Here is a 22,739-nt window from a genome sequence, read left to right on the forward strand (position 1 = left end):
TTACACCGCCCTCATCAGCAGGGTCGCGGCGATGAGCACTGCCGTACCTCCGAACATCGAGACCGCGTAGGAGCGGGCGTAGCCGTTCTGCAGCTTGCGCAGCCGGCCCGAGAGCCCGCCGAACGACGCCGCGGTGCCATTGACGACACCGTCGACCAGGGTGTGGTCGACGTAGACGAGCGAGCGGGTGAGGTGCTCGCCGCCGCGGACCAGGACCACGTGGTTGAAGTCGTCCTGGAGGAGATCGCGGCGGGCGGCGCGGGTGAGCAGCGAGCCGCGCGGCGCGGTGACCGGCACCGGCTTGCGGCCGTACTGGAGGTACGCGGCGCCGACGCCGATGAGCATCACCACGACGGTGCAGGTGGTGACGACGGCCGCGCCGATCGGCGGGTGGCCGTGCTCGTGCCCGGTGACCGGCTCCAGCCAGTTCACGAAGGAGTCGCCGATCGAGAACAGTCCGCCCGCGAAGACCGAGCCGAAGGCGAGGATGATCATCGGGATCGTCATCGTCTTCGGCGACTCGTGCGGGTGCGGGTCGTGTCCTTCCGCGTCCGGCTGCCAGCGCTTCTCACCGAAGAAGGTCATCAGCATCACGCGCGTCATGTAGTACGCCGTGAGGGCCGCGCCCAGCAGGGTGACCGCGCCGAGGATCCAGCCCTCGGTGCCGCCCTTGGCGAACGCCGCCTCGATGATCTTGTCCTTCGACCAGAAGCCGGAGAGACCGGGGAAGCCGATGATCGCGAGATAGCCGAGACCGAAGGTGACGAAGGTGACCGGCATGTACTTCCGCAGGCCGCCGTACTTGCGCATGTCGACCTCGTCGTTCATGCCGTGCATGACCGAACCGGCGCCGAGGAAGAGCCCGGCCTTGAAGAAGCCGTGCGTCACCAGGTGCATGATCGCGAAGACGTAGCCGATCGGGCCGAGGCCTGCGGCCAGCACCATGTAGCCGATCTGGGACATCGTCGAGCCCGCGAGGGCCTTCTTGATGTCGTCCTTCGCGCAACCGACGATCGCACCGAAGAGGAGCGTGACCGCTCCGACGACCACGACCACCAGCTGGGCGTCCGGCGAGGCGTTGAAGATCGCGCCGGACCGGGTGATCAGATACACGCCCGCCGTCACCATCGTCGCCGCGTGGATGAGGGCCGAGACCGGGGTCGGGCCCTCCATCGCGTCGCCGAGCCAGGACTGGAGCGGCACCTGCGCCGACTTGCCGCAGGCGGCGAGCAGCAGCATCAGTGCGATGCCGGTGATCGTGCCGCCGCTCGCCTCGTCGGTCGAGGCGAGCACCGGCGCGAAGGCGAACGTGCCGAAGGTGGTGAACATCAGCATGATCGCGATCGACAGGCCCATGTCGCCGACCCGGTTGACCAGGAACGCCTTCTTCGCGGCGGTGGCCGCGCTGGGCTTGTGCTGCCAGAAGCCGATGAGCAGGTACGACGCGAGGCCCACGCCCTCCCAGCCGAAGTACAGCAGGAGGTAGTTGTCCGCGAGGACCAGCAGCAGCATCGCGGCGAGGAACAGGTTCAGGTACCCGAAGAAGCGGCGGCGCCGCTCGTCGTGCTCCATGTACCCGATGGAGTAGAGGTGGATCAGGGTGCCGACGCCCGTGATCAGCAGTACGAACGTCATGGACAGCTGGTCGAGCTGGAAGGCGATGTCCGCCTGGAAGCCCTCCACCGGGACCCAGCTGAACAGGTGCTGGTGCAGGGTGCGGTCCTCGCCGCCCTTGCCCAGCATGTCCGCGAACAGCACCACGCCGATCACGAAGGAGGTGGCGGCCAGCAGCGTGCCGAGCAGATGTCCCACCCGGTCGAGGCGTCGCCCGCCGCACAGCAGAAGACCTGCTCCGAGCAGGGGCGCCGCGATGAGCGGCGCAATCAAGTTCTCCACGATTCAGCGACCCCTCAGAGCTTCATCAGGCTGGCGTCGTCGACCGAGGCCGAGTGGCGTGAACGGAACAGCGACACGATGATCGCGAGCCCGACGACGACTTCCGCCGCTGCCACGACCATCGTGAAGAACGCGATGATCTGGCCGTCCAGATTGCCGTGCATCCGGGAGAAGGTGACGAACGCGAGGTTGCACGCGTTGAGCATCAGCTCGACACACATGAAGACGACGATCGCGTTGCGCCTGATCAGGACCCCGGCCGCGCCGATGGTGAACAACAGGGCGGCGAGATAGAGGTAGTTGGCCGGATTCATTTGGTGACTCCCTCCTCGCGGTCCTCACGGTCCCGGCGCTCGGCGCGGCCGAGGCGCTCCGACGACCGCTGCTCCAGCGCCTTCAGGTCGGCGATGGCCTCTCCGGAGACGTCCCGGATCTGGCCGCGGTCCTTCAGGGTCTTGTTGACCGTCAGCTCGGACGTGGTGCCGTCGGGCAGCAGACCGGCGATGTCCACCGCGTTGTGCCGGGCGTAGACGCCGGGCGCGGGCAGTGGCGGCAGGTGCTTGCTGCGGGTCCGGCGCTCGGACATCTCCCGCTGGGTCAGGGCCCGTTCGGTCCGCTCGCGGTGCGTGAGCACCATCGCGCCGATCGAGGCCGTGATCAGCAGGGCGCCGGTGATCTCGAACGCGAACACGTACTTGGTGAAGAGGAGGGCGGCGATGCCCTCCACGTTGCCGCCGGCGTTGGCGACGCCGATGCCGGCGGAGGTCGTCAGCGACGCGTTGGCGATGCCGACGATCAGCAGGACACCGAAGCCGAGCCCGCAGAGGGCGGCCCACCAGCGCTGGCCCTTGATCGTCTCCGTGAGCGAGTCGGCGGCGGTGACGCCGACGAGCATGACCACGAAGAGGAACAGCATCATGATCGCGCCGGTGTAGACGACGATCTGGACGATGCCCAGGAAGTACGCCCCGTTGGCCAGGTAGAAGACCGCCAGGATGATCATGGTCCCGGCGAGGCAGAGCGCGCTGTGCACGGCCCGCCTCATCAGGATGGTGCAGAGCGCGCCGATCACGGCGACGGTGCCGAGGATCCAGAACTGGACGGCCTCGCCGGTCGAGGTGAGGGAAGCGGCGAGCGTGTTCATTCCCCGATCACCTTCTTCGACGCCGGTTCGTCCTCGCCGAAGCTGGAGGCGCTCTCCTGCGGGCGGCCGTCCTTGGTGTACGCGACCTGCCTGACCGTGCCGGGAGCGGCCTCGGTCACCAGGCCCCGGTAGTAGTCCTGTTCGTCCGTGCCGGGGAAGATCGAGTGCGGGGACTCGACCATGCCTTCCTCCAGACCGGCGAGCAGCTGCTCCTTGGTGTAGATGAGGCTCTCGCGCGAACTGTCGGCCAGCTCGAACTCGTTGGTCATCGTGAGCGCCCGGGTGGGGCACGCCTCGATGCACAGCCCGCACAGGATGCAGCGCGCGTAGTTGATCTGGTAGACGCGGCCGTACCGCTCACCCGGGGAGTAGCGCTCCTCCTCGGTGTTGTCCGCGCCTTCCACGTAGATCGCGTCGGCCGGGCAGGCCCAGGCGCACAGCTCGCAGCCGATGCACTTCTCCAGCCCGTCCGGGTGCCGGTTCAGCTGATGGCGGCCGTGGAAGCGCGGCGCCGTCACCTTCTCCGTCTCCGGATACTGCTCGGTCAGCCGCTTCTTGAACATGGCCTTGAAGGTCACGCCGAAGCCGGCGACCGGATTCAGCCGGCGCTCGTTGGGGTCGTCACCCTTCGGACCCTTGGAAGCGTTGTCAGGCACCGTCAGCCTCCTTTCCGTCACTCTCAGTATTGACCCCGCCACTGACAACCAGCTCCCGCTCACCGCGTGAGCGCCGGCGCGGCACGGGCGGCAGCGTCTGTCCCGGCAGCGGAGGCACCGGGAATCCACCGGCCATCGGATCGAACGGCGGCGGTGGGGGTTCGGCCGCGGCCGCGGCCTTGTCCTTCTTGTCGCGGAAGATGTCCGCGACGAAGGAGAGCAGCAGGATCGCGATGACCGCCGAGGCGACGTAGAGCACGATGTCCTGGAAGTCGTAGTTCTCGTTGCGCAGTGCCCGCACGGTCGCGACCAGCATCAGCCAGACGACCGAGACGGGGATCAGGACCTTCCAGCCGAGCTTCATCAGCTGGTCGTAGCGCACGCGCGGCAGGGTGCCGCGCAGCCAGATGAAGAAGAACAGCAGCAGCTGGACCTTGATGATGAACCAGAGCATCGGCCACCAGCCGTGGTTCGCGCCCTCCCAGAACGTGGAGATCGGGTACGGCGCCCGCCAGCCGCCCAGGAAGAGGGTGGTGGCGACGGCGGAGACGGTGACCATGTTGACGTACTCGGCCAGCATGAACAGCGCGAACTTGATCGACGAGTACTCGGTGTTGAAGCCGCCGACGAGGTCGCCCTCGGACTCGGGCATGTCGAACGGTGCCCGGTTGGTCTCGCCGACCATGGTGATGATGTAGATGATGAAGGAGACCGGCAGCAGGACGATGTACCAGCGGTCGGCCTGCGCCTCCACGATCGCGGAGGTCGACATCGTCCCGGAGTAGAGGAACACCGAGGCGAACGCGGCGCCCATGGCGATCTCGTAGGAGATCATCTGCGCGCACGAGCGCAGCCCGCCGAGCAGCGGGTACGTCGATCCGGACGACCAGCCGGCCAGGACGATGCCGTAGATGCCGACCGAGGCGACCGCGAGGACGTAGAGCATCGCGATCGGCAGGTCGGTCAGCTGCATCGTCGTGCGGTGGCCGAAGATCGAGACCTCGTTGCCGGCCGGGCCGAAGGGGATCACCGCGATCGCCATGAAGGCGGGCACCGCGGCGATGATCGGCGCCAGGATGTAGACGACCTTGTCGGCCCGCTTGACGATGACGTCTTCCTTCAGCATCAGCTTGATGCCGTCGGCGAGCGACTGGAGCATGCCCCAGGGGCCGTGCCGGTTGGGCCCGATGCGCAGCTGCATCCAGGCCACCACCTTGCGTTCCCAGACGATGGCGACCAGCACGGTCACCATCAGGAACGCGAAGCAGAAGACGGCCTTGACGGCCACCAGCCACCAGGGGTCGGTGCCGAACATCGACAGGTCCTCGGCTGCGAGGACGCTCTGCGCGGGGGCCGCGCCGAGTGGGGCGAGGGCGCTCATGCGCGGACCTCCGGTCCGTCGGAAGCGGGAACGGCGTCCGACGGAACGGCATCCGACGGGACCGCGTCCGACGGAGCGGCGTCCGACGGAGCCGAGTCCGCCGGGACGGCGTCGGCCGGGGCCGGGGCCTCGGCGGGGCCGATCCGGACGAGCGTGCCCGGCCGGGAGCCGGTGTCCGCGAGGACACCGCCGCCGGTCGAGTTCAGCGGCAGCCAGACGACCTTGTCGGGCATCTCCGTGACGCTGAGCGGCAGTTCGACCGTGCCGGCGGGGCCGGTGACGGCCAGGACGTCGCCGTCCGCGACACCCGTCTCGGCCGCCGTGGCGGGCGAGAGCCGGGCGACGGCCGCGTGGCGCGTACCGGCCAGGGCCTCGTCGCCGTCCTGGAGCCGGCCCTGGTCGAGCAGCAGCCGGTGTCCGGCGAGCACCGCCTCGCCCGCGCCCGGACGGGGCAGCGGACGCGACGACGCGACGGGCGGTTCGGCGTGCTCGCCGCTCCACTGGCCGAGCCGGTCCATCTCGGTCCGTACGGCCTTCAGGTTCGGCAGCGCGAACGGGATGTCCATGGCGTCGGCGAGCATGTGCAGCACCCGCGCGTCGTCCGTGGCCAGCCTGCGCGTCATCTGCTCGGGCTTGAGCGCGGAGTCGAACAGCCGCGCCCGGCCCTCCCAGTTGAGGAAGGTGCCGGCCTTCTCGGCGACGGCCGCGACCGGGAAGACGACGTCGGCGTGGTCGGTGACCTCGCTGGGCCGCAGTTCCAGGGAGACCAGGAAGCCGACGGCGGCGAGCGCCTCGCGCGCGCGTGCCGGGTCCGGCAGGTCGGCGACCTCGACGCCCGCGACGACCAGCGCGCCGAGGTCGCCGGTCGCGGCGGCCTCGACGATCCGGCCGGTGTCGCGGCCGGTGCCGTGCGGCAGTTCGCGTACCCGCCAGACCTCGGCGGTCTCCTCACGGGCCCGCGGGTCGTCGGCGGGACGGCCGCCGGGCAGCAGGGTCGGCAGCGCGCCGGCCTCGATCGCGCCGCGCTCACCGGCCCGGCGCGGAATCCAGACGAGCCGGGCGCCGGTGGCGGTGGCGGCCCGCGCGGCGGCGGTGAGCCCGCCGGGGACGGCGGCGAGCCGTTCACCGACGACGATCACCGCGCCGCTCTCGCGCAGGGCGTCGGCGGCGCGGACTCCCGCGCCCTCCAGCCCGGTCTGCGAGGCGAGCGCGTCGAGCCATTCGGTCTCGGTGCCGGGCGCGGCCGGCAGCAGCGTGCCGCCCGCCTTCCGCAGACCGGGGGTGACGTGCGTGGCGAGGGAGAAGGTGCGCTGGCCGTGCTTGCGCCGGGCCTTGCGCAGCCGCAGGAAGACGCCGGGCGCCTCCTCCTCGGACTCGAACCCGACGAGCAGGACGGCCGGGGCCTTCTCCAGCGTCGTGTTGGTGATCCCCGTGCCGTCCAGGTCCAGGCCGCGGCCGGCGACATGGGCGGCGAGGAACTCGGCCTCCTCGGCGCTGTGCACGCGCGCGCGGAAGTCGATGTCGTTGGTGTCGAGCGCGACCCGGGCGAACTTGCTGTACGCGTACGCGTCCTCGACCGTCAGCCGGCCGCCCGCCAGGACGGCGGCCCGGCCGCGCGCGGCGTTCAGACCGCTGGCGGCGGCCTCCAGGGCCTCGGGCCAGCTGGCGGGCGCCAGTTCACCGTCGGCGCCCCGGACGAGGGGGGTGGTGATCCGGTCCGGCCGCTGCGCGTACCGGAAGCCGAACCGCCCCTTGTCGCAGATCCACTCCTCGTTGACCTCGGGGTCGTCGGCGGCCATGCGCCGCATGACCTTGCCGCGCCGGTGGTCGGTGCGGGTGGCGCAGCCGCCCGAGCAGTGCTCGCAGACGCTGGGCGAGGAGACCAGGTCGAACGGGCGGGAGCGGAAGCGGTACGCCGCCGAGGTCAGCGCGCCGACCGGGCAGATCTGGATGGTGTTGCCGGAGAAGTACGACTCGAAGGGGTCGCCCACGCCGATGCCGACCTGCTGGAGCGCGCCGCGCTCCAGGAACTCGATCACCGGGTCGCCGGCCACCTGGTTGGAGAAGCGGGTGCAGCGGGCGCACAGGACACAGCGCTCGCGGTCGAGAAGGACCTGGGTGGAGATCGGTACGGGCTTCTCGAAGGTCCGCTTCTTGCCCTCGAACCGGCTGTCCGACTGGCCGTGGCTCATGGCCTGGTTCTGGAGCGGGCACTCGCCGCCCTTGTCGCAGACCGGACAGTCCAGCGGGTGGTTGATGAGCAGCAGCTCCATCACACCGCGCTGGGCCTTCTCGGCGACCGGCGAGGTGATCTGCGACTTGACGACCATGCCGTCGGTGCAGGTGATGGTGCAGGACGCCATCGGCTTGCGCTGGCCCTCCACCTCGACGATGCACTGGCGGCAGGCGCCGGCCGGGTCGAGCAGCGGGTGGTCGCAGAAGCGGGGGATCTCGATGCCGAGGAGTTCGGCGGCGCGGATCACCAGGGTCCCCTTGGGGACCGAGATGCCGATGCCGTCGATCGTCAGGGAGACGAGGTCTTCGGGCGGGACCGCCGCCTCGCCGCCGCCGGAGGGGGCAGACGTGGTGACTGTCATGCGTTCACCTCCAGGTGCGCGTGTCGGTCGGCCCACAGGGTGGACTTCGCCGGGTCGAAGGGGCAGCCCTTGCCGGTGATGTGCTGCTCGTACTCCTCGCGGAAGTACTTGAGCGAGGAGAAGATCGGCGCGGCGGCGCCGTCGCCGAGGGCGCAGAACGACTTGCCGTTGATGTTGTCGGCGATGTCGTTGAGCTTGTCGAGGTCCGAGGGGACGCCCTTGCCGGCCTCGATGTCGCGCAGCAACTGCACCAGCCAGTAGGTGCCTTCACGGCACGGCGTGCACTTGCCGCAGGACTCGTGGGCGTAGAACTCGGTCCAGCGGGTGACGGCCCGCACCACACAGGTGGTCTCGTCGAAGCACTGGAGCGCCTTGGTGCCGAGCATGGAGCCGGCGGCGCCGACGCCCTCGTAGTCCAGGGGCACGTCGAGGTGCTCGTCGGTGAACATCGGCGTGGAAGAGCCGCCGGGGGTCCAGAACTTGAGCCGGTGGCCGGAACGCATGCCGCCGCCCATGTCGAGGAGCTGGCGCAGGGTGATGCCGAGCGGGGCCTCGTACTGGCCGGGGCTGGTGACATGGCCGCTGAGCGAGTAGAGCGTGAAGCCCGCGGACTTCTCGCTGCCCATCGACTTGAACCAGTCCTTGCCGCGGTTGAGGATCGCGGGAACCGAGGCGATGGACTCGACGTTGTTCACCACGGTGGGGCAGGCGTAGAGACCCGCGACGGCGGGGAACGGCGGGCGCAGCCGGGGCTGTCCGCGCCGTCCCTCCAGCGAGTCCAGCAGCGCGGTCTCCTCACCGCAGATGTACGCGCCGGCTCCGGCGTGCACGGTGATGTCGAGGTCGATCCCGCTGCCGAGGATGTCCTTGCCGAGGTAGCCCGCCGCGTACGCCTCGCGCACGGCCTCGTGCAGCCGGCGCAGGACGGGCACGACCTCGCCGCGCAGATAGATGAAGGCGTGCGAGGAGCGGATCGCGTAGCACGCGATGATCATTCCCTCGATGAGGGAGTGCGGGTTGGCGAAGAGGAGCGGGATGTCCTTGCAGGTGCCCGGCTCCGACTCGTCCGCGTTGACGACGAGGTAGTGCGGCTTGCCGTCGCCCTGCGGGATGAACTGCCACTTCATGCCGGTGGGGAAGCCGGCGCCGCCCCGGCCGCGCAGCCCGGAGTCCTTCACGTACGCGATGAGGTCGTCCGGGGTCATGGCGAGGGCCTTGCGCAGCCCCTCGTACCCCTCGTGCCTCTTGTACGTCTCCAGGGTCCACGCGTCGGGCTGGTCCCAGAACGCGGACAGGACCGGCGAGAGGAGCTTCTCCGGGCCGGTGTCGTTCATGGCGGGTGCGGTGGTCATCACTCCCCCTCCTCGGCCGCGGGGCCCGTGGGGTTCGCGGGGTCGGACGCCGCGGTCTGCTGCGGCGCGTCGTGCGAGCTGAGGTGCTCGGCACCGGGCTGGGGCGTGTCCCGCGGGGCCGCTCCGTCGCGCGGGCGCGGCGTACGGGCCGGGATCGCCTCGCCCTTGGCGAGCTTGAGGCCGATCAGCGAGGCGGGGCCGGCGCCGCCGGTGGCGTCGACGGCGCCGGGGCGCTCGTCGGGGAAGCCCGCGAGGATGCGCGCGGTCTCCTTGTACGTGCACAGGGGCGCGCCACGCGTGGGGCTGACCTGTTCGCCGGCCCGCAGGTCGTCCACGAGCTGCTTCGCCGACTCGACGGTCTGGTTGTCGAAGAACTCCCAGTTGACCATCACCACCGGCGCGAAGTCGCAGGCCGCGTTGCACTCGATGTGCTCCAGCGTGACCTTGCCGTCCTCGGTGGTCTCGTTGTTGCCGACCCCGAGGTGCTCCTTCAGCTCGTCGAAGATGGCGTCGCCGCCCATCACCGCGCAGAGCGTGTTGGTGCAGACGCCGACCTGGTAGTCGCCGGACGGCTTGCGCCGGTACATCGAGTAGAAGGTCGAGACGGCCGTGACCTCGGCGGTGGTCAGCCCGAGCATCTCGGCGCAGAACCGGACGCCGGTACGGGTGACGTACCCGTCCTCGGACTGGGTCAGGTGCAGCAGCGGCAGCAGGGCCGAGCGGCTGTCGGGGTAGCGGGCGATCACCTCCCGGGCGTCCGTCTCCAGCCGGGCGCGCACATCGGCCGGGTAGTCGGGGGCGGGGAGTTGGGGCATTCCGAGGCTGACCTCGGAATTCGGTGTGGTGGTCACCGGTCGACGCCTCCCATCACGGGGTCGATGGACGCGACGGCGACGATGACGTCGGCGACCTGGCCGCCCTCACACATGGCCGCCATGGACTGGAGATTGGTGAACGACGGGTCGCGGAAGTGGACCCGGTAGGGGCGGGTGCCCCCGTCGGAGACGACGTGCACGCCGAGTTCGCCCTTGGGCGATTCGACGGCGGCGTACGCCTGCCCCGGCGGCACCCGGAAGCCCTCCGTCACCAGCTTGAAGTGATGGATCAGAGCCTCCATGGAGGTGCCCATGATGTTCTTGATGTGGTCGAGCGAGTTGCCGAGGCCGTCCGGGCCGAGCGCGAGCTGCGCGGGCCAGGCGATCTTCTTGTCGCCGACCATGACCGGGCCCGGCTCCAGCCGGTCCAGGCACTGCTCGACGATGCGCAGCGACTGCCGCATCTCCTCCAGCCGGATGAGGAAACGCCCGTAGGCGTCGCACGTGTCGGCGGTCGGGATGTCGAAGTCGTACGTCTCGTAACCGCAGTACGGGTCGGTCTTGCGCAGGTCGTGCGGCAGGCCGGCCGAGCGCAGGATCGGTCCGGTGGCGCCGAGCGCCATGCAGCCGGCCAGGTCGAGATAGCCGACGTCCTGCATACGGGCCTTGAAGATCGGGTTGCCGGTGGCGAGCGCGTCGTACTCCGGCAGGTTCTTGCGGAGCGTCTTCACCAGCTCGCGCAGGTGGTCGACGGCGCCCGGGGGAAGGTCCTGGGCGAGGCCGCCGGGCCGGATGTACGCGTGGTTCATGCGCAGTCCGGTGATCAGCTCGTAGGCGTCGAGAATCATTTCACGATCACGGAAGCCGTAGATCATGATCGTGGTCGCGCCGAGTTCCATGCCGCCGGTCGCGAGGCAGACCAGGTGCGAGGAGAGCCGGTTCAGCTCCATCAGCAGGACGCGGATGATGTTCGCCCGGTCCGGGATGTCGTCCTCGATGCCCAGCAGCGTCTCCACGGCACGGCAGTACGCCGTCTCGTTGAAGAACGACGTCAGGTAGTCCATGCGCGTGACGAAGGTGGTGCCCTGCGTCCAGTTGCGGAATTCGAGGTTCTTCTCGATACCGGTGTGCAGGTAACCGATGCCGCAGCGGGCCTCGGTGACGGTCTCGCCCTCGATCTCCAGGATCAGCCGCAGCACACCGTGCGTCGACGGGTGCTGGGGACCCATGTTGACGATGATGCGCTCGTCGTCCGACTTGGCCGCGGTCTCGACGACCTCGTCCCAGTCGCCACCGGTGACGGTGTAGACGGTGCCCTCGGTGGTGGCACGAGGAGTGGCGTGTGGGGTGGAGTGTGGGGTGGTCACGAGTACGACCTCCGCTGGTCCGGAGCCGGGATCTGGGCGCCCTTGTACTCGACGGCGATACCGCCGAGGGGATAGTCCTTGCGCTGCGGGAAGCCCTGCCAGTCGTCCGGCATCATGATCCGGGTGAGGGCGGGGTGGCCGTCGAAGATCAGGCCGAAGAAGTCGTACGTCTCACGCTCGTGCCAGTCGTTGGTCGGATAGACCTCGACCAGGGACGGCACGTGCGGGTCACTGTCCGGCGCGGAGACCTCCAGGCGGATCACCCGGCCGTGCGTCAGGGACCGCAGGTGGTAGACGGCGTGCAGTTCACGGCCCTTGTCACCCAGGTAGTGGACGCCGGACACACCCGTACACAGCTCGAAGCGGAGCGCCGGGTCGTCGCGGAGCGTCCGGGCGACTTGGAGCAGGTGCTCACGGGCGATGTGGAAGGTGAGTTCCTTCCGGTCGACGACCGTCTTCTCGATGGCGTGGGCGGGGAGCAGTCCCTGCTCCTCCAGCGCGCCTTCGAGTTCGTCGGCGATCTCGTCGAAGACCCCGTCGGGGCCGCCGTACGGACGGGACGCGGCACCGGGCAGGCTCACGGTCCGGACGAGACCGCCGTAACCGCTGGTGTCACCGCCACCGGTGTCGGTGCCGAACATGCCCTTGCGTACGCCGATGACCTCGCCGGCCCGGCCGACCTCGGACGGCACGTTCGCGCCGGGCTGGTTGTCTTCCGGTGTGCTCCCGGATCGCTGCTCGTCACTCACCGCAGCAGCCCCTTCATCTCGATCATGGGAAGCGCCCTGAGCGCCGCCTCCTCCGCCTCGCGGGCGGCTTCCTCCGCGTTGACCCCGAGCTTGGAGCCCTGGACCTTCTGGTGGAGCTTGAGGATGGCGTCCATCAGCATTTCCGGACGCGGCGGGCAGCCCGGCAGGTAGATGTCGACAGGGACGATGTGGTCGACGCCCTGGACGATCGCGTAGTTGTTGAACATGCCGCCGGACGACGCGCACACCCCCATGGAGATGACCCACTTGGGATTCGGCATCTGGTCGTAGACCTGCCGCAGCACGGGCGCCATCTTCTGGCTCACCCGTCCCGCGACGATCATCAGGTCCGCCTGGCGCGGCGAACCGCGGAAGACCTCCATGCCGAACCGCGCGAGGTCGTACCGGCCGGCGCCCGTCGTCATCATCTCGATGGCGCAGCAGGCGAGGCCGAAGGTCGCCGGGAACATGGACGACTTGCGCACCCAGCCCGCGGCCTGCTCGACGGTGGTGAGCAGAAATCCGCTCGGCAGCTTCTCTTCGAGTCCCATTGGTTAGCCCCTCCGCGCCTTTAGTCCCATTCCAGACCGCCGCGCCGCCACACATACGCGTAGGCGACGAAGACGGTGAGCACGAAGAGCAGCATCTCCACGAGCCCGAAAAGCCCGAGCGCGTCGAAGGTGACGGCCCAGGGGTAAAGGAAGACGACTTCGATGTCGAAAATGATGAAGAGCATCGCCGTCAGGTAGTACTTGATGGGAAAGCGGCCACCTCCGGCCGGCGTGGGAGTGGGCTCGATGCCGCACTCGTACGCTTCGAGTTTTGCCCGGTTGTACCTTTTCGGGCCGATAAGCGTGGCCGCCACCACGGAGAAGATCGCAAACGCGGCACCGAGAGCGCCGAGCACGAGGATTGGCGCGTAGGCATTCACGCTCCTCGCTCCTTCCAGTCGTCCCTGACCGTTGGTCCTCAACCGAGCTTCTGTCTCGCCGCCCCGCGAAGATCACGCGTATGTGAGGCAGTTCACAAGCCGGACTGCCCCGCATCCTATGCCTCAGGGTCTGTGATCTGCGACACGGGGTGGGGGAAGGAGTTTGTGATCTCCACCACCCGACGATCGATCATGTGTCGGAGCGCCCTCGGATCACCGAACAGGGAGCGCCCGCACGGTCACTTGAGGTAACAACGCGGAGAGTCACCGCTGGTCGGAGGCGTGCGGTCCCTATCAAGGCGGCACGGAGAGCAGCAAATTGGAGATGGACACGGGCGAGTGATAGATGGGTCTCACGCCCGCCCGGGAGGCTCCCGGGAGCGGAGGGAAGGCGGAGCGCGGGAGAGGTCCGGGAGGAGTCCGCGATCGGCCCGCGGGACGCCGGAGCGTCGACGGGACGGACCGGCGGGACGCCGGGGCCGGCCCCGGGGGCGGATCACGTGCACGCGTTCACGAGCGGTTCACCGACGATTCTCAGCCGTCACCTTCCTGTGACCTGCACCACTCCACCCAACCCCGACATTTGCGGGGCTTGGCCATCGGAGCGAACGGATGGTAGGTGGCGGGCAATTGGGGTGATTCGCCGAAAGGCTCTGATCACAGCCATGATCACGAGTGTCCGTTATGACCGTTACGGCGTCAATAAAGGCCGCTGTCAAGCGGATTGATCTATTCCGAACGTAACTGTGGCGCAACACACGTTTCTTGAAGGGAACCCGGAGGCCCTGATAGCGATAGGTCCCATGTCCCACACCGCTCACATACCCAGCCACCGGAAGCCCCGCCGAAGCGCGTCGAAAACGGCGATCCGGTCCGGAGTTGCCGGTGGCGTCCTCAGCACCATGGCGCTGGCCGGTGCCGCCGCTCCGGCCAACGCCGAGCCGGTCACCGAGACCATCGAGATGCCCACGCTCACCTCGGGTCTGGCCGACAGCACCGCGCGTTCCGCCGAGGTGACCCAGCGGATCGCCGCGGACCTGGACCTGCGGGTACGGCAGGACTCCGCCGCCGCCCACGCCGCGAAGCTCGCCAAGAAGGCCAAGGCCGAGGCCGAGCGCAAGGCCGAGGCGAAGGAGAAGGCGGCAGCCGCCGACCGCGCCCGGGCCGCCTCGGAGCGCGCCTCGCGCTCCGAGGAGCGGACCACGCTCTCCGCCTCCGGCTCCGCCGCCCCGGCCTCGTACAGCACCACGCAGGCCAGCGGTTCGGCCGCCGCCGTGCTGGCGTTCGCGCGTGCCCAGGTCGGCGACGCGTACGTGCTCGGCTCCACCGGGCCCAACTCGTGGGACTGCTCCGGCCTCGTCCAGGCCGCCTACCGCCAGGCCGGGGTCGAACTGCCCCGCACCTCGGGCCCGCAGTCGACCGCCGGTACGCAGGTCTCCCTGGACAACCTCCAGCCCGGCGACATCCTTTACTGGGGCGGGGCGGGCGGCGCGTACCACGTGGCGATCTACTCCGGCGGCGGCAACTTCATCGGCGCGCAGAACTCCGGTACGGGCGTGGTCGAGAAGTCGCTGGACTGGGACCCGCCGACCGGCGCGGTCCGGCTCCTCTGAACGCACCTCCGGCACCACCGAAGGGCCGTCGCTCCCCCGCCCCGGGGAACGGCGGCCCTTCGCCGTGCCGTGGCGCCGGGGTCCGTACCGCCTCCGTGGGCGCCGTGCCGTACGCCTCCGTACGGCGCCGGGGTCCGTACCCGCCTCCGTACCGTCCCCGCGCCCCGGCGTACCCCCAACGGTCCCTCGCGACACGCGTGTTCGAGAGTGCCCGCCGCCTCGCACGGGCATCGGAAGGACAGGGCACGACCTCTCCCCCCACAGGCACCACGCAGGAGGCACCACCGATGACTGTCAAAGGCGTCGACGTATCGTCGTACCAGAGCTCGTCGTTCGCCACGAAGGGCCTCGACTTCGCGATCGTCAAGGCCACCGAGGGCACCTCGTACCTCAACCCCCGCATGGCGGCGCAGGCTTCGCACGCGCGGGACGCCGGGCTGGTGGTCGGCTTCTACCACTTCCTGCGGCCCGGCGGCGTGAAGGCGCAGGCGGAGTACTTCGTGAAGCAGGCCGCCGAACACGCGGGCGACCCGCTGTTCGCCGACTGGGAGGACCCGGACGTCTCCTGCGCGTCGAAGGACGCCTTCCTGGCGGAGGTCCAGCGGCTGCGGGGCGCGGACCACCGCGTCGGGCTGTACTGCAACCGGGACTTCTGGCTCAACCACGACACCACCAGCGAGGCCGGCGACGCCCTGTGGATCGCGGACTACGTGACGGCGGGCAAGCCGCGGATCAAGGCCGCGTGGAAGTTCCACCAGTACACGGACACCCCGATCGACACGAACGTCGGCCGGTTCGCCGACGCCGCGGCCCTGCGGAGCTGGGCCGGGGGCGCCGGCGGCAAGAGCCTGGCGGCGCTCGCCGACGAGGGCTTCCAGGTCAGCGGCGCCGAGGAGTAGAAACAGGCGATTCGAGTTGGTCCCGCCCGTTCCCCGGTCGGCCCACTAGAAAGGGTCGAGAAAGACGCGCTCTCGGTTCCGTGGCGTCACTCGTCGAGTGTGCCATCCTCGTCCTCGCTCTCGATCCCGTCCTCGGCCTCGTTCTTGCCAGGCTTCCGAGTCCTCGGCTCCTGGTCGAAAACTCCCTCCGGCCGGTAGTAGCGACGGGCACTGGGATAGGACGTCGGGCTGTCGTCGTACATGATCACCCAACCGAGCAAAGAGCAGATTTGCCATCTGCCGGTCAAGTGTCGCGCCACGAAACGAAGCGCTTGGTCAACGTTAATTTCCCCCTCGGGGACGTTGACCATTCGTTCCCTGAACGCGGCCGCCTGCTTGAAGCGGAAGAGGAACGGTATGCCGCGCTTGATCGTCACCAGCACGTCATGCAGCGACTGAACACCCGGCTTGAGCCCTTCCACGTGGCGAGAAAGGTCGATGGGAAACTCAAGGTCGAAGTGATTTCTCTTGATCACGGTCTTGTCGCGGTTGCGCCCAGGATCGTTGTTTCCGAATCCACGATTGTTCCAGACGATCTTTCCCTCCTTGAGATGCTTTTTGATCAGCATTTTTTCCGGAGATACAGAGGAAAGATCTTCTTCAACGAACAAACACTTGAATGACATCTCGTCGATGGAAATGCCTTCTCGGCCGGACAACTTGTAGAGGTGATTCCCAAGACGGTCGGGAAGCGGCTCATCGGCCTTCCCGACGTAGGCGAGCTGTCGCTCATTGCCTGATTCCTGGCGGAAGATCTGGTAGACCCCGGACATGTTGGGAAGGCCGAGCTTCTCAGCCTGCGGAGCGAGCGCGCCAAGATTCTCCGCGGTGAGAGGAGCCGGCTCCAATTTCTTCAGGGCGGCGTACAGCTGCGTGCTCAGCGCCTCCGTGATACTGAGCCGGAACTGATCACTGTAGCCGTCGCCCATCTGCGCACCCCGTTCCGTTGAAACCCTTGATCGCGACACAGCTTATCTGGTCCAACTGGGGCACATGGGAGCCAAGTTGCCAGACGTGACACCATGATCACACACTCCGCGGTATGGTTCTTCCATGCCTGATCTGCGCGAAGAGCGCCAAGAGGTCGGATCCTGCGTCGAGTTGTTCGCCGGCGGCGGGGGACTCGCGATGGCTGTGCATGCCGCTGGCTTCCGCCCGCTGCTGGTGAACGAGTACGCCAAGCGAGCATGTGAGTCGTTGAGATCGAACCCACCGGACCCGGATGAGCCGGAGAAGCCCTGGCCGCTCGTCCAGGGCGATGTACGCGACATCGACTTCACCGACCTTGTCACGGAGGAGGTCGATGTCCTCGCGGGCGGCCCTCCCTGCCAGCCGTTCAGCCTCGGGGGTGCGCACAAAGGCATGGAGGACGAACGGAACATGTTCCCGGAGATGTTCCGCGCCATCCGGGAGATGAAGCCGAAGGCGGTCATCTGCGAGAATGTTCGCGGCTTGCTCCGACCTTCTTTCAAACCCTACTTCAACTACATCTTGAACGAGATGCGGCTTCCGTTCGTGGAACGTGAAAAGAACGCGACCTGGGAAGACCACAACGACATACTTGAAAAACTGATCGCGAACGAATCGGTTGAGCCGTCGCAGCGATACGTAGTCACCGAGGCGGAAGTCAACGCGGCCGACTACGGTGTCCCGCAGATTCGGAATCGAGTGATCATCGTAGCGTTTCGCTCTGACCTCGATGTCGACTGGGGCGAGTTCATGCCGAGGGAGACCCACTCCCAGGAATCGCTGATCCACTCCATGCGCGAGGGCGGACCGTACTGGAACCGGCACAATGTGCCTGCGGATGTTCGCGATCGTGTCATCGCCGGCCTTCCCGACCTCGACTACGAGAACAAGAAAGTCAAGAAGAAGCTGGACCTGGAGCCGTGGCGTACGTTGCGCGACGCCATCGCGGGAGTCGACGAGAACGAAGGAAAACCGCTTCCGTACATTACGGAGGAAGCCGTCAAGGAAAAAATCCAAGTGGGCGGCTTCCCCGACCACGTCGGATGGCCTGGTGCGCGCATGTATACCGGGCACACGCCAAACCTGCTGGACCGGCCCGCCAAGACCGTGAAGGCGGGCGTCCACGGCGTACCTGGCGGGGAATCCGTCATGCGGCTCGACAACGTCGACTTCGTCAATTACGGGGGAGGAGACGGATACCGATACATGACCGTGCGAGAAACGGCGCGAGTCATGACCTTCCCGGACCGTTGGATTCTCGATGGGCCACGGGGAGAGAAGATGCGGCAGTTGGGCAACGCCGTCCCCGTCAAGCTGGGGACGGCTTTCTCAGAGGCTGTCGCGAACGCTCTCAAGTCCGTTGGCCTTTTGGAGACCCCGGAGAAGCGGAAGTGACCAGCCCCGCGAGCGATCGGCAGAGGCGGTGGAAGGATCAGACACCTCCCGATCAGGCATGGAAGCCGAGGGCGGGCGGAAGCAGGGAGGCTCGGGCGGCTGAGCAGGATCGAGCCGCCGGCAGTCGACTGGCACGCGCGGTCGAGCGGGGTGGAGGTCGGTACGCGCGCGCGTCCATCGCGCTGCGTCTGTACCGCAGCACCCGTCGCGTCCGTGCCTACCTGCGGTGGTCGCAGGAAGGCCAGACGCGGGAACGGTACGTCGGCGAGGTTGACGGTGCGACTCGCGCGGCCAATCTGGCACAGGCATGGCAGATGGCTCGTGCCGCCGGTTACGTGACCACCGAGACCGTTCCCCCTGACTCCTGGGCCACTTCGCCCGCTTCCCGAGCGGTCATGTCCGCCAACAAGGGACGGGACACGAAGCCCGAGAAGCTGCTGCGTTCCGCCCTCCACAGACGGGGGCTGCGCTATCGCGTGGGGGTGAGACCGGTCTCGGACCTGCGCCGCACAGCCGATGTGGTGTTCACGAAGGCGCGCGTCGCCGTTTTCGTCGATGGCTGCTACTGGCACGGCTGCCCCGAACATTACCGTCCCGCCAAGAAGGGTGCGGCATTCTGGCAGGAGAAAATCGCTGGTAACAGGGCACGCGACACCGAAACCAACGAGGCGCTACGCCAGGCCGGTTGGCTGGTCGTCCGTGTGTGGGAACACGAAGACCCGGAGGAGGCGGCGCGTGAAGTGATCGAGGCCGTCAGATCGAGAAGCGACCTGCCTGCTGTGGATCCCGGTTGAGTCCGTTGCTCACCGACCACCAGCGAGGCCGGCGACGCCCTGTGGATCGCGGACTACGTGACGGCGGGCAAGCCGCGGATCAAGGCCGCGTGGAAGTTCCACCAGTACACGGACACCCCGATCGACACGAACGTCGGCCGGTTCGCCGACGCCGCGGCCCTGCGGAGCTGGGCCGGGGGCGCCGGCGGCAAGAGCCTGGCGGCGCTCGCCGACGAGGGCTTCCAGGTCAGCGGCGCCGAGGAGTAGGCGGTGTCCGACACGGTCCAGAGGGTGCCGGTCAGGACTTGGGAGCGACCTTGCTCAGGCCGTTGATGATGCGGTCCATCGCGTCGCCGCCCGTCGGGTCGGTCAGGTTCGCCAGCATCTTCAGCGTGAACTTCATCAGCAGCGGATGCGTCAGGCCCCGCTGCGTGGCGACCTTCATCACCTTCGGGTTGCCGATCAGCTTCACGAAGGCCCGGCCCAGCGTGTAGTAGCCGCCGTAGGTGTCCTTGAGGATCTGCGGATAGCGGTGCAGGGCCATCTCGCGCTGCCCCGGTGTCTGCCGGGACTGCGCCTGCACGATGACCTCGGCCGCGATCTGGCCGGACTCCATGGCGTACGCGATGCCCTCGCCGTTGAACGGGTTGACCAGCCCGCCCGCGTCGCCGACCAGCAGCAGGCCCTTGGTGTAGTGCGGCTTGCGGTTGAAGGCCATCGGGAGGGCGGCCCCCCGGATCGGCGTCGTCATGTTGTCGGGGGTGTAGCCCCAGTCCTCCGGCATCGAGGCGCACCACGCCTTGAGCACCTCGCGCCAGTCCAGCTCCTTGAAGGCGGACGACGAGTTGAGGATGCCGAGGCCCACGTTGGAGGTGCCGTCGCCCATGCCGAAGATCCAGCCGTAGCCGGGCAGCAGCCGGTCCTCGGTACCGCGCCGGTCCCACAGCTCCAGCCACGACTCCAGGTAGTCGTCGTCGTGCCGGGGCGAGGTGAAGTACGTACGGACGGCGACGCCCATCGGCCGGTCCTCGCGCCGGTGCAGCCCCATCGCGAGCGACAGCCGCGTGGAGTTGCCGTCGGCGGCGACGACCAGCGGGGCGTGGAAGGTGACGGGCGTCTTCTCCTCGCCCATCCGGGCGTTGACGCCGGTGATCCGGCCGGTGCGCGGGTCCACGATCGGCGCGCCGACGTTGCAGCGCTCGTGCAGCCGGGCCCCGGCCTTCTGCGCCTGCCGGGCCAGCTGCTCGTCGAAGTCGTCGCGCTTGCGGACGAGTCCGTAGTCCGGGTAGCTGGCCAGATCGGGCCAGTCGAGCTGGAGCCGTACGCCGCCGCCGATGATCCGCAGGCCCTTGTTGCGCAGCCAGCCGGCCTCCTCGGAGATGTCGATGCCCATCCCGACGAGCTGCTTGGTGGCGCGCGGGGTCAGACCGTCGCCGCACACCTTCTCGCGCGGGAACGCGGTCTTCTCCAGGAGCAGGACGTCCAGTCCCGCCTTGGCCAGGTGGTACGCCGTGGTGGAGCCGGCCGGGCCCGCCCCCACGACGATGACGTCCGCGGTGTGTTCGGAGCGGGGCTCGGTCACGGCGGGATCTCCCGAAGACTCGTGGGACTCGGCTGGCGGGTCCGGTCGTGGCGTACCGACGGCGGTGAATGTTCGGCACTGGACAGATACAGGTACGGACGCAGATGCAGATGTAGGTGCGGAAGCAGTCTAGGGGTGGGCCCCGGACGACGAGTTGAAGGGCTCTCCCGGCGGGCGATGTCCCCCGGAACTCGGTGACCGGACCGACCCGGCCCGGGGGCGGGGCGGGTCCGGCCGCGCCACGCCCACTCGGCGCGAGCCCGGCCCGGTCCCGTTCGTTCGTACGGTTCCGGCCGGCCCGCCCGTGCTCAGACCTCGGCGGGCCTGGTCCCCCGGTGCAGGGCCACCACGCCGCCGGTCAGGTTCCGCCACGCGACCTTCGTCCAGCCGGCCTTCTGGAGCAGCCCGGCGAGGCCCGGCTGGTCGGGCCAGGCGCGGATGGACTCGGCGAGGTACACGTACGCGTCCGGGTTGGAGGACACGGCCCGCGCCGTGGGCGGCAGCGCGCGCATCAGGTACTCGGTGTAGACGGTCCGGAAGGGCTCCCAGGTCGGCTGCGAGAACTCACAGATCACGACCTTCCCGCCCGGCTTGGTCACCCGGTACAGCTCACGCAGCGCGCTGTCCGTGTCCTGCACGTTGCGCAGCCCGAAGGAGATGGTGACGGAGTCGAAGACACCGTCCCGGAAGGGGAGTTTCGTCGCGTCCCCGGCGGTCAGCGGCAGCCAGGGGTACCGCTTCCTGCCCTCCCGGAGCATGCCCAGCGAGAAGTCGCACGGCACGACGTAGGCGCCGGTGGCGGCGAACGGCAGGGACGAGGTGGCCGTCCCGGCGGCGAGGTCGAGGATCTTCTGCGCGGGGCGTGCGCCGACCGCCTTGGCGACCTCCCTGCGCCAGAGCCGGTCCAGCCCGAGGGAGATCACGTCGTTGGTGAGGTCGTAGTTCGCCGCCACGCCGTCGAACATCGCGGCGACTTCGTGCGGCTGCTTGTCCAGAGAGGCTCGGGTCACCCTTCCATTCAAGCAGCCCCGCCGTACGCGTCAGTGGGGGCGGTCCCCGGCGATGGCGACACGTTCGGCGACCCGGCGGTGCGGGGCGTAGTCGTTGACCGCGTAGTGCTGGGTGGCCCGGTTGTCCCAGAACGCGACATCGCCGGCGCGCCAGGCGAACCGCACCTGGAACTCGGGGGCGTGCGCCTGCTGGAAGAGCAGCCGCAGCAGCCGGTCGCTCTCCTCCCGCGCGAAGCCCACGATCCGGGTGGTGAACGAGGCGTTGACGAAGATCGTCCGGCGGCCGGTGACCGGGTGGCGGCGCACCACCGGGTGCTCGACGGGCGGGAACCGCTCCTGGTGCGCCGCGAGCCGCTCCGGCGGGTAGAAGCGGGAGAAGCCGGGGATGAAGTCGTGCACCGCCCGCGCTCCCTCGATGCGCTCCTTCACGTCCCGGGGGAGGTTGTCGTACGCGGCGGCCATGTCCGCCCACAGGGTGTCGCCGCCCGTCGGCGGGACCTCGCGCAGATGGAGGACCGCGCCGAGGGCGGGGCGCTCGCGGAAGGTGACGTCGGCGTGCCAGACGTTCTCGAAGGTGGGGACGGCGGTCCGGTCGAGCCGGGCGACCTGCGGGTCGTCGCCGGTGGCGAGCAGCGGGTTGGTCTCCAGCTCGCCCCAGTGCCCGGCGAACGCCCGCTGCTGCCGCGAGGTCAGGTGCTGGTCACGGAAGAACAGCACCTTCCACTCCAGCAGCGCCCGGTCCAGCTCGGCGCGTACGGCCGCCTCCAGCGGGCGGGTCAGGTCGACGCCGTGGATCTCGGCGCCGATGACCCGGCCGAGCGGGACCAGGCGGAAGCGCTCGTACGGGCGGTCGGTCCAGCCCTCCGGGACACGGCGCAGCTCGCGCGGGCCCTCGTACAGCCCGTCGGCGGGGATGCGGTGTTCGCGCAGGGCCGGGGCGGGGGGTGTCGTGGTGGTCGTCATGGTTCTCCTCCTCCGGTGGGGCGGATGTGGCTGGTCGGCTCAGCGGGCCGCGTGACGCACCGCTGTGCCGATCTCGGCGCGCAGGGCGGCGTACGCGGGCAGGCCGCGTAGTTCGTCGGGGTCCGCGCCGGTGCGGGGCAGGTCGATCGGGATGTCCAGGGCGACCGTTCCCGGGCGGTTGGTGAGGACGATCGCCCGGGTGCCGAGGAAGACCGCCTCGTCCACGCTGTGGGTGACGAAGACCGAGGTGGTCCCGGCCTCGGCGCTCACCGTGCGCAGGTCCTCCTGGAGTCGTTCCCGGGTCAGGGACGTCGAGCGCGGCGAACGGCTCGTCCAGCAGCAGGAGCCGCTTGCCGCCCGCCAGGGCGCGGGCGATGGCGACGCGCTGCTGCTGACCGCGAGGGCACCAGCACCGGCGGCCACAGCTGGAGGGCGGTCACCAGTTGCCAGGCGCCGAGGAGGACGGCGAGCGCGACGACGCGCAGTCCGGTGCGGCGCAGCCGGGCGGCGCGTTCGGGACGGTGGCGGCGCTCCCCGGCCGAGGGGCCCGGTGTCAGGGGGGTGGCGGGGTCGGGGGGTCCGTTCCCGTAAGGACGGAGAGGTCGGCA

Annotated in this window: 20 protein-coding genes and 2 pseudogenes; 5 read left to right on the forward strand and 17 right to left on the reverse strand. The window is 68.9% G+C overall.

Annotation, left to right across the window (positions count from 1 at the left end):
- Genes nuoL through OG875_RS12060 form a run of 12 tightly spaced genes read right to left on the reverse strand, consistent with a single transcriptional unit; the run spans position 1 to position 12,888 of the window.
- On the reverse strand, positions 1 to 1,896 hold the full coding sequence (nuoL, locus tag OG875_RS12005; protein ID WP_330174206.1) for an NADH-quinone oxidoreductase subunit L: 1,896 nt from the start codon (positions 1,894 to 1,896) through the stop codon (positions 1 to 3).
- Positions 1,897 to 1,910: 14 nt separating this feature from the next.
- Positions 1,911 to 2,210 carry an NADH-quinone oxidoreductase subunit NuoK gene (gene nuoK / locus OG875_RS12010; RefSeq protein WP_330174207.1) on the reverse strand — a complete coding sequence of 100 codons (300 nt, stop codon included), beginning with the start codon at positions 2,208 to 2,210 and terminating at the stop codon, positions 1,911 to 1,913.
- Positions 2,207 to 3,040 carry an NADH-quinone oxidoreductase subunit J gene (locus OG875_RS12015; RefSeq protein ID WP_330174208.1) on the reverse strand — a complete coding sequence of 278 codons (834 nt, stop codon included), beginning with the start codon at positions 3,038 to 3,040 and terminating at the stop codon, positions 2,207 to 2,209. Before OG875_RS12015 ends, nuoK begins: the two co-directional genes overlap by 4 nt.
- Positions 3,037 to 3,696 (reverse strand): NADH-quinone oxidoreductase subunit NuoI, encoded by a 660-nt coding sequence (gene nuoI / locus OG875_RS12020; RefSeq protein ID WP_330174209.1) that lies wholly within the window; start codon positions 3,694 to 3,696, stop codon positions 3,037 to 3,039. The genes OG875_RS12015 and nuoI overlap by 4 nt, the downstream gene beginning before the upstream one ends.
- On the reverse strand, positions 3,689 to 5,077 hold the full coding sequence (gene nuoH / locus OG875_RS12025; protein WP_330174210.1) for an NADH-quinone oxidoreductase subunit NuoH: 1,389 nt from the start codon (positions 5,075 to 5,077) through the stop codon (positions 3,689 to 3,691). The genes nuoI and nuoH overlap by 8 nt, the downstream gene beginning before the upstream one ends.
- A complete protein-coding gene (locus OG875_RS12030; protein ID WP_330174211.1) occupies positions 5,074 to 7,674 on the reverse strand; it encodes an NADH-quinone oxidoreductase subunit G in 2,601 nt (866 codons plus the stop codon). The genes nuoH and OG875_RS12030 overlap by 4 nt, the downstream gene beginning before the upstream one ends.
- Positions 7,671 to 9,026 carry an NADH-quinone oxidoreductase subunit NuoF gene (nuoF, locus tag OG875_RS12035; RefSeq protein ID WP_330174212.1) on the reverse strand — a complete coding sequence of 452 codons (1,356 nt, stop codon included), beginning with the start codon at positions 9,024 to 9,026 and terminating at the stop codon, positions 7,671 to 7,673. The genes OG875_RS12030 and nuoF overlap by 4 nt, the downstream gene beginning before the upstream one ends.
- Positions 9,026 to 9,841 (reverse strand): NADH-quinone oxidoreductase subunit NuoE, encoded by an 816-nt coding sequence (nuoE, locus tag OG875_RS12040; RefSeq protein WP_330177714.1) that lies wholly within the window; start codon positions 9,839 to 9,841, stop codon positions 9,026 to 9,028. The genes nuoF and nuoE overlap by 1 nt, the downstream gene beginning before the upstream one ends.
- Before the next feature lie 32 nt (positions 9,842 to 9,873).
- Positions 9,874 to 11,208, reverse strand: coding sequence for an NADH-quinone oxidoreductase subunit D (locus OG875_RS12045; RefSeq protein WP_330174213.1), 1,335 nt, complete (start codon positions 11,206 to 11,208; stop codon positions 9,874 to 9,876).
- The gene (locus OG875_RS12050; protein WP_330177715.1) at positions 11,205 to 11,900 is read right to left on the reverse strand and encodes an NADH-quinone oxidoreductase subunit C; all 696 of its coding nucleotides are present in this window, start codon (positions 11,898 to 11,900) and stop codon (positions 11,205 to 11,207) included. The genes OG875_RS12045 and OG875_RS12050 overlap by 4 nt, the downstream gene beginning before the upstream one ends.
- Positions 11,901 to 11,953: 53 nt before the next feature.
- Positions 11,954 to 12,508: a NuoB/complex I 20 kDa subunit family protein gene (locus OG875_RS12055; RefSeq protein ID WP_330174214.1), complete on the reverse strand. Its 555-nt coding sequence runs from the start codon at positions 12,506 to 12,508 to the stop codon at positions 11,954 to 11,956.
- A 20-nt stretch (positions 12,509 to 12,528) separates the two neighbouring features.
- Positions 12,529 to 12,888, reverse strand: coding sequence for an NADH-quinone oxidoreductase subunit A (locus tag OG875_RS12060; RefSeq protein WP_023539436.1), 360 nt, complete (start codon positions 12,886 to 12,888; stop codon positions 12,529 to 12,531).
- An 803-nt stretch (positions 12,889 to 13,691) separates the two neighbouring features.
- Here OG875_RS12060 and OG875_RS12065 point away from each other — a divergent pair.
- Positions 13,692 to 14,501 (forward strand): C40 family peptidase, encoded by an 810-nt coding sequence (locus tag OG875_RS12065; protein ID WP_330174215.1) that lies wholly within the window; start codon positions 13,692 to 13,694, stop codon positions 14,499 to 14,501.
- Between the two features lie 287 nt (positions 14,502 to 14,788).
- Positions 14,789 to 15,400, forward strand: a complete 612-nt coding sequence (locus OG875_RS12070) for a glycoside hydrolase family 25 protein (protein WP_330174216.1) — start codon at positions 14,789 to 14,791, stop codon at positions 15,398 to 15,400.
- Between the two features lie 86 nt (positions 15,401 to 15,486).
- On the opposite strand, the gene OG875_RS12075 is transcribed toward OG875_RS12070, so the two are convergent.
- Positions 15,487 to 16,368 carry a GIY-YIG nuclease family protein gene (locus OG875_RS12075; RefSeq protein WP_330174217.1) on the reverse strand — a complete coding sequence of 294 codons (882 nt, stop codon included), beginning with the start codon at positions 16,366 to 16,368 and terminating at the stop codon, positions 15,487 to 15,489.
- Positions 16,369 to 16,492: 124 nt separating this feature from the next.
- On the opposite strand from OG875_RS12075, the gene OG875_RS12080 reads away from it, so the two are divergent.
- From OG875_RS12080 to OG875_RS12090, 3 genes and pseudogenes are all read left to right on the forward strand, one after another.
- Positions 16,493 to 17,803 (forward strand): DNA cytosine methyltransferase, encoded by a 1,311-nt coding sequence (locus tag OG875_RS12080; RefSeq protein ID WP_330174218.1) that lies wholly within the window; start codon positions 16,493 to 16,495, stop codon positions 17,801 to 17,803.
- Positions 17,804 to 18,117: 314 nt separating this feature from the next.
- Positions 18,118 to 18,597 carry a very short patch repair endonuclease gene (locus tag OG875_RS12085; protein WP_330177716.1) on the forward strand — a complete coding sequence of 160 codons (480 nt, stop codon included), beginning with the start codon at positions 18,118 to 18,120 and terminating at the stop codon, positions 18,595 to 18,597.
- A gap of 15 nt (positions 18,598 to 18,612) precedes the next feature.
- Positions 18,613 to 18,843, forward strand: a pseudogene (locus tag OG875_RS12090) (hypothetical protein); the annotation flags it as partial.
- A 31-nt stretch (positions 18,844 to 18,874) separates the two neighbouring features.
- Here OG875_RS12090 and OG875_RS12095 read toward each other — a convergent pair.
- From OG875_RS12095 to OG875_RS12110, 4 genes and pseudogenes are all read right to left on the reverse strand, one after another.
- A complete protein-coding gene (locus OG875_RS12095) occupies positions 18,875 to 20,158 on the reverse strand; it encodes a geranylgeranyl reductase family protein (protein ID WP_330174219.1) in 1,284 nt (427 codons plus the stop codon).
- Positions 20,159 to 20,466: 308 nt separating this feature from the next.
- On the reverse strand, positions 20,467 to 21,168 hold the full coding sequence (locus OG875_RS12100) for a demethylmenaquinone methyltransferase (RefSeq protein ID WP_330174220.1): 702 nt from the start codon (positions 21,166 to 21,168) through the stop codon (positions 20,467 to 20,469).
- A 30-nt stretch (positions 21,169 to 21,198) separates the two neighbouring features.
- On the reverse strand, positions 21,199 to 22,131 hold the full coding sequence (locus OG875_RS12105; RefSeq protein WP_330174221.1) for a TauD/TfdA dioxygenase family protein: 933 nt from the start codon (positions 22,129 to 22,131) through the stop codon (positions 21,199 to 21,201).
- A 39-nt stretch (positions 22,132 to 22,170) separates the two neighbouring features.
- Positions 22,171 to 22,558, reverse strand: a pseudogene (locus tag OG875_RS12110) (ATP-binding cassette domain-containing protein); the annotation flags it as partial.
- Positions 22,559 to 22,739 lie beyond the last annotated feature (181 nt).

Origin of the sequence: Streptomyces sp. NBC_01498 (assembly GCF_036327775.1) — a bacterium.
Lineage (GTDB): Bacteria > Actinomycetota > Actinomycetes > Streptomycetales > Streptomycetaceae > Streptomyces.

Excerpts from the sequence above, each read along its gene's own strand:
- OG875_RS12075 (WP_330174217.1), bottom strand. The coding sequence starts at position 16,368 with ATGGGCGACGGCTACAGTGATCAGTTCCGGCTCAGTATCACGGAGGCG.
- nuoF (WP_330174212.1), bottom strand. The coding sequence starts at position 9,026 with ATGACCACCGCACCCGCCATGAACGACACCGGCCCGGAGAAGCTCCTC.
- nuoE (WP_330177714.1), bottom strand. The coding sequence starts at position 9,841 with ATGCCCCAACTCCCCGCCCCCGACTACCCGGCCGATGTGCGCGCCCGG.
- OG875_RS12065 (WP_330174215.1), top strand. The coding sequence starts at position 13,692 with ATGTCCCACACCGCTCACATACCCAGCCACCGGAAGCCCCGCCGAAGC.
- OG875_RS12015 (WP_330174208.1), bottom strand. The coding sequence starts at position 3,040 with ATGAACACGCTCGCCGCTTCCCTCACCTCGACCGGCGAGGCCGTCCAG.
- OG875_RS12055 (WP_330174214.1), bottom strand. The coding sequence starts at position 12,508 with ATGGGACTCGAAGAGAAGCTGCCGAGCGGATTTCTGCTCACCACCGTC.
- nuoH (WP_330174210.1), bottom strand. The coding sequence starts at position 5,077 with ATGAGCGCCCTCGCCCCACTCGGCGCGGCCCCCGCGCAGAGCGTCCTC.
- nuoK (WP_330174207.1), bottom strand. The coding sequence starts at position 2,210 with ATGAATCCGGCCAACTACCTCTATCTCGCCGCCCTGTTGTTCACCATC.
- OG875_RS12105 (WP_330174221.1), bottom strand. The coding sequence starts at position 22,131 with ATGACGACCACCACGACACCCCCCGCCCCGGCCCTGCGCGAACACCGC.
- OG875_RS12070 (WP_330174216.1), top strand. The coding sequence starts at position 14,789 with ATGACTGTCAAAGGCGTCGACGTATCGTCGTACCAGAGCTCGTCGTTC.
- OG875_RS12085 (WP_330177716.1), top strand. The coding sequence starts at position 18,118 with ATGGCTCGTGCCGCCGGTTACGTGACCACCGAGACCGTTCCCCCTGAC.
- OG875_RS12030 (WP_330174211.1), bottom strand. The coding sequence starts at position 7,674 with ATGACAGTCACCACGTCTGCCCCCTCCGGCGGCGGCGAGGCGGCGGTC.
- OG875_RS12080 (WP_330174218.1), top strand. The coding sequence starts at position 16,493 with ATGCCTGATCTGCGCGAAGAGCGCCAAGAGGTCGGATCCTGCGTCGAG.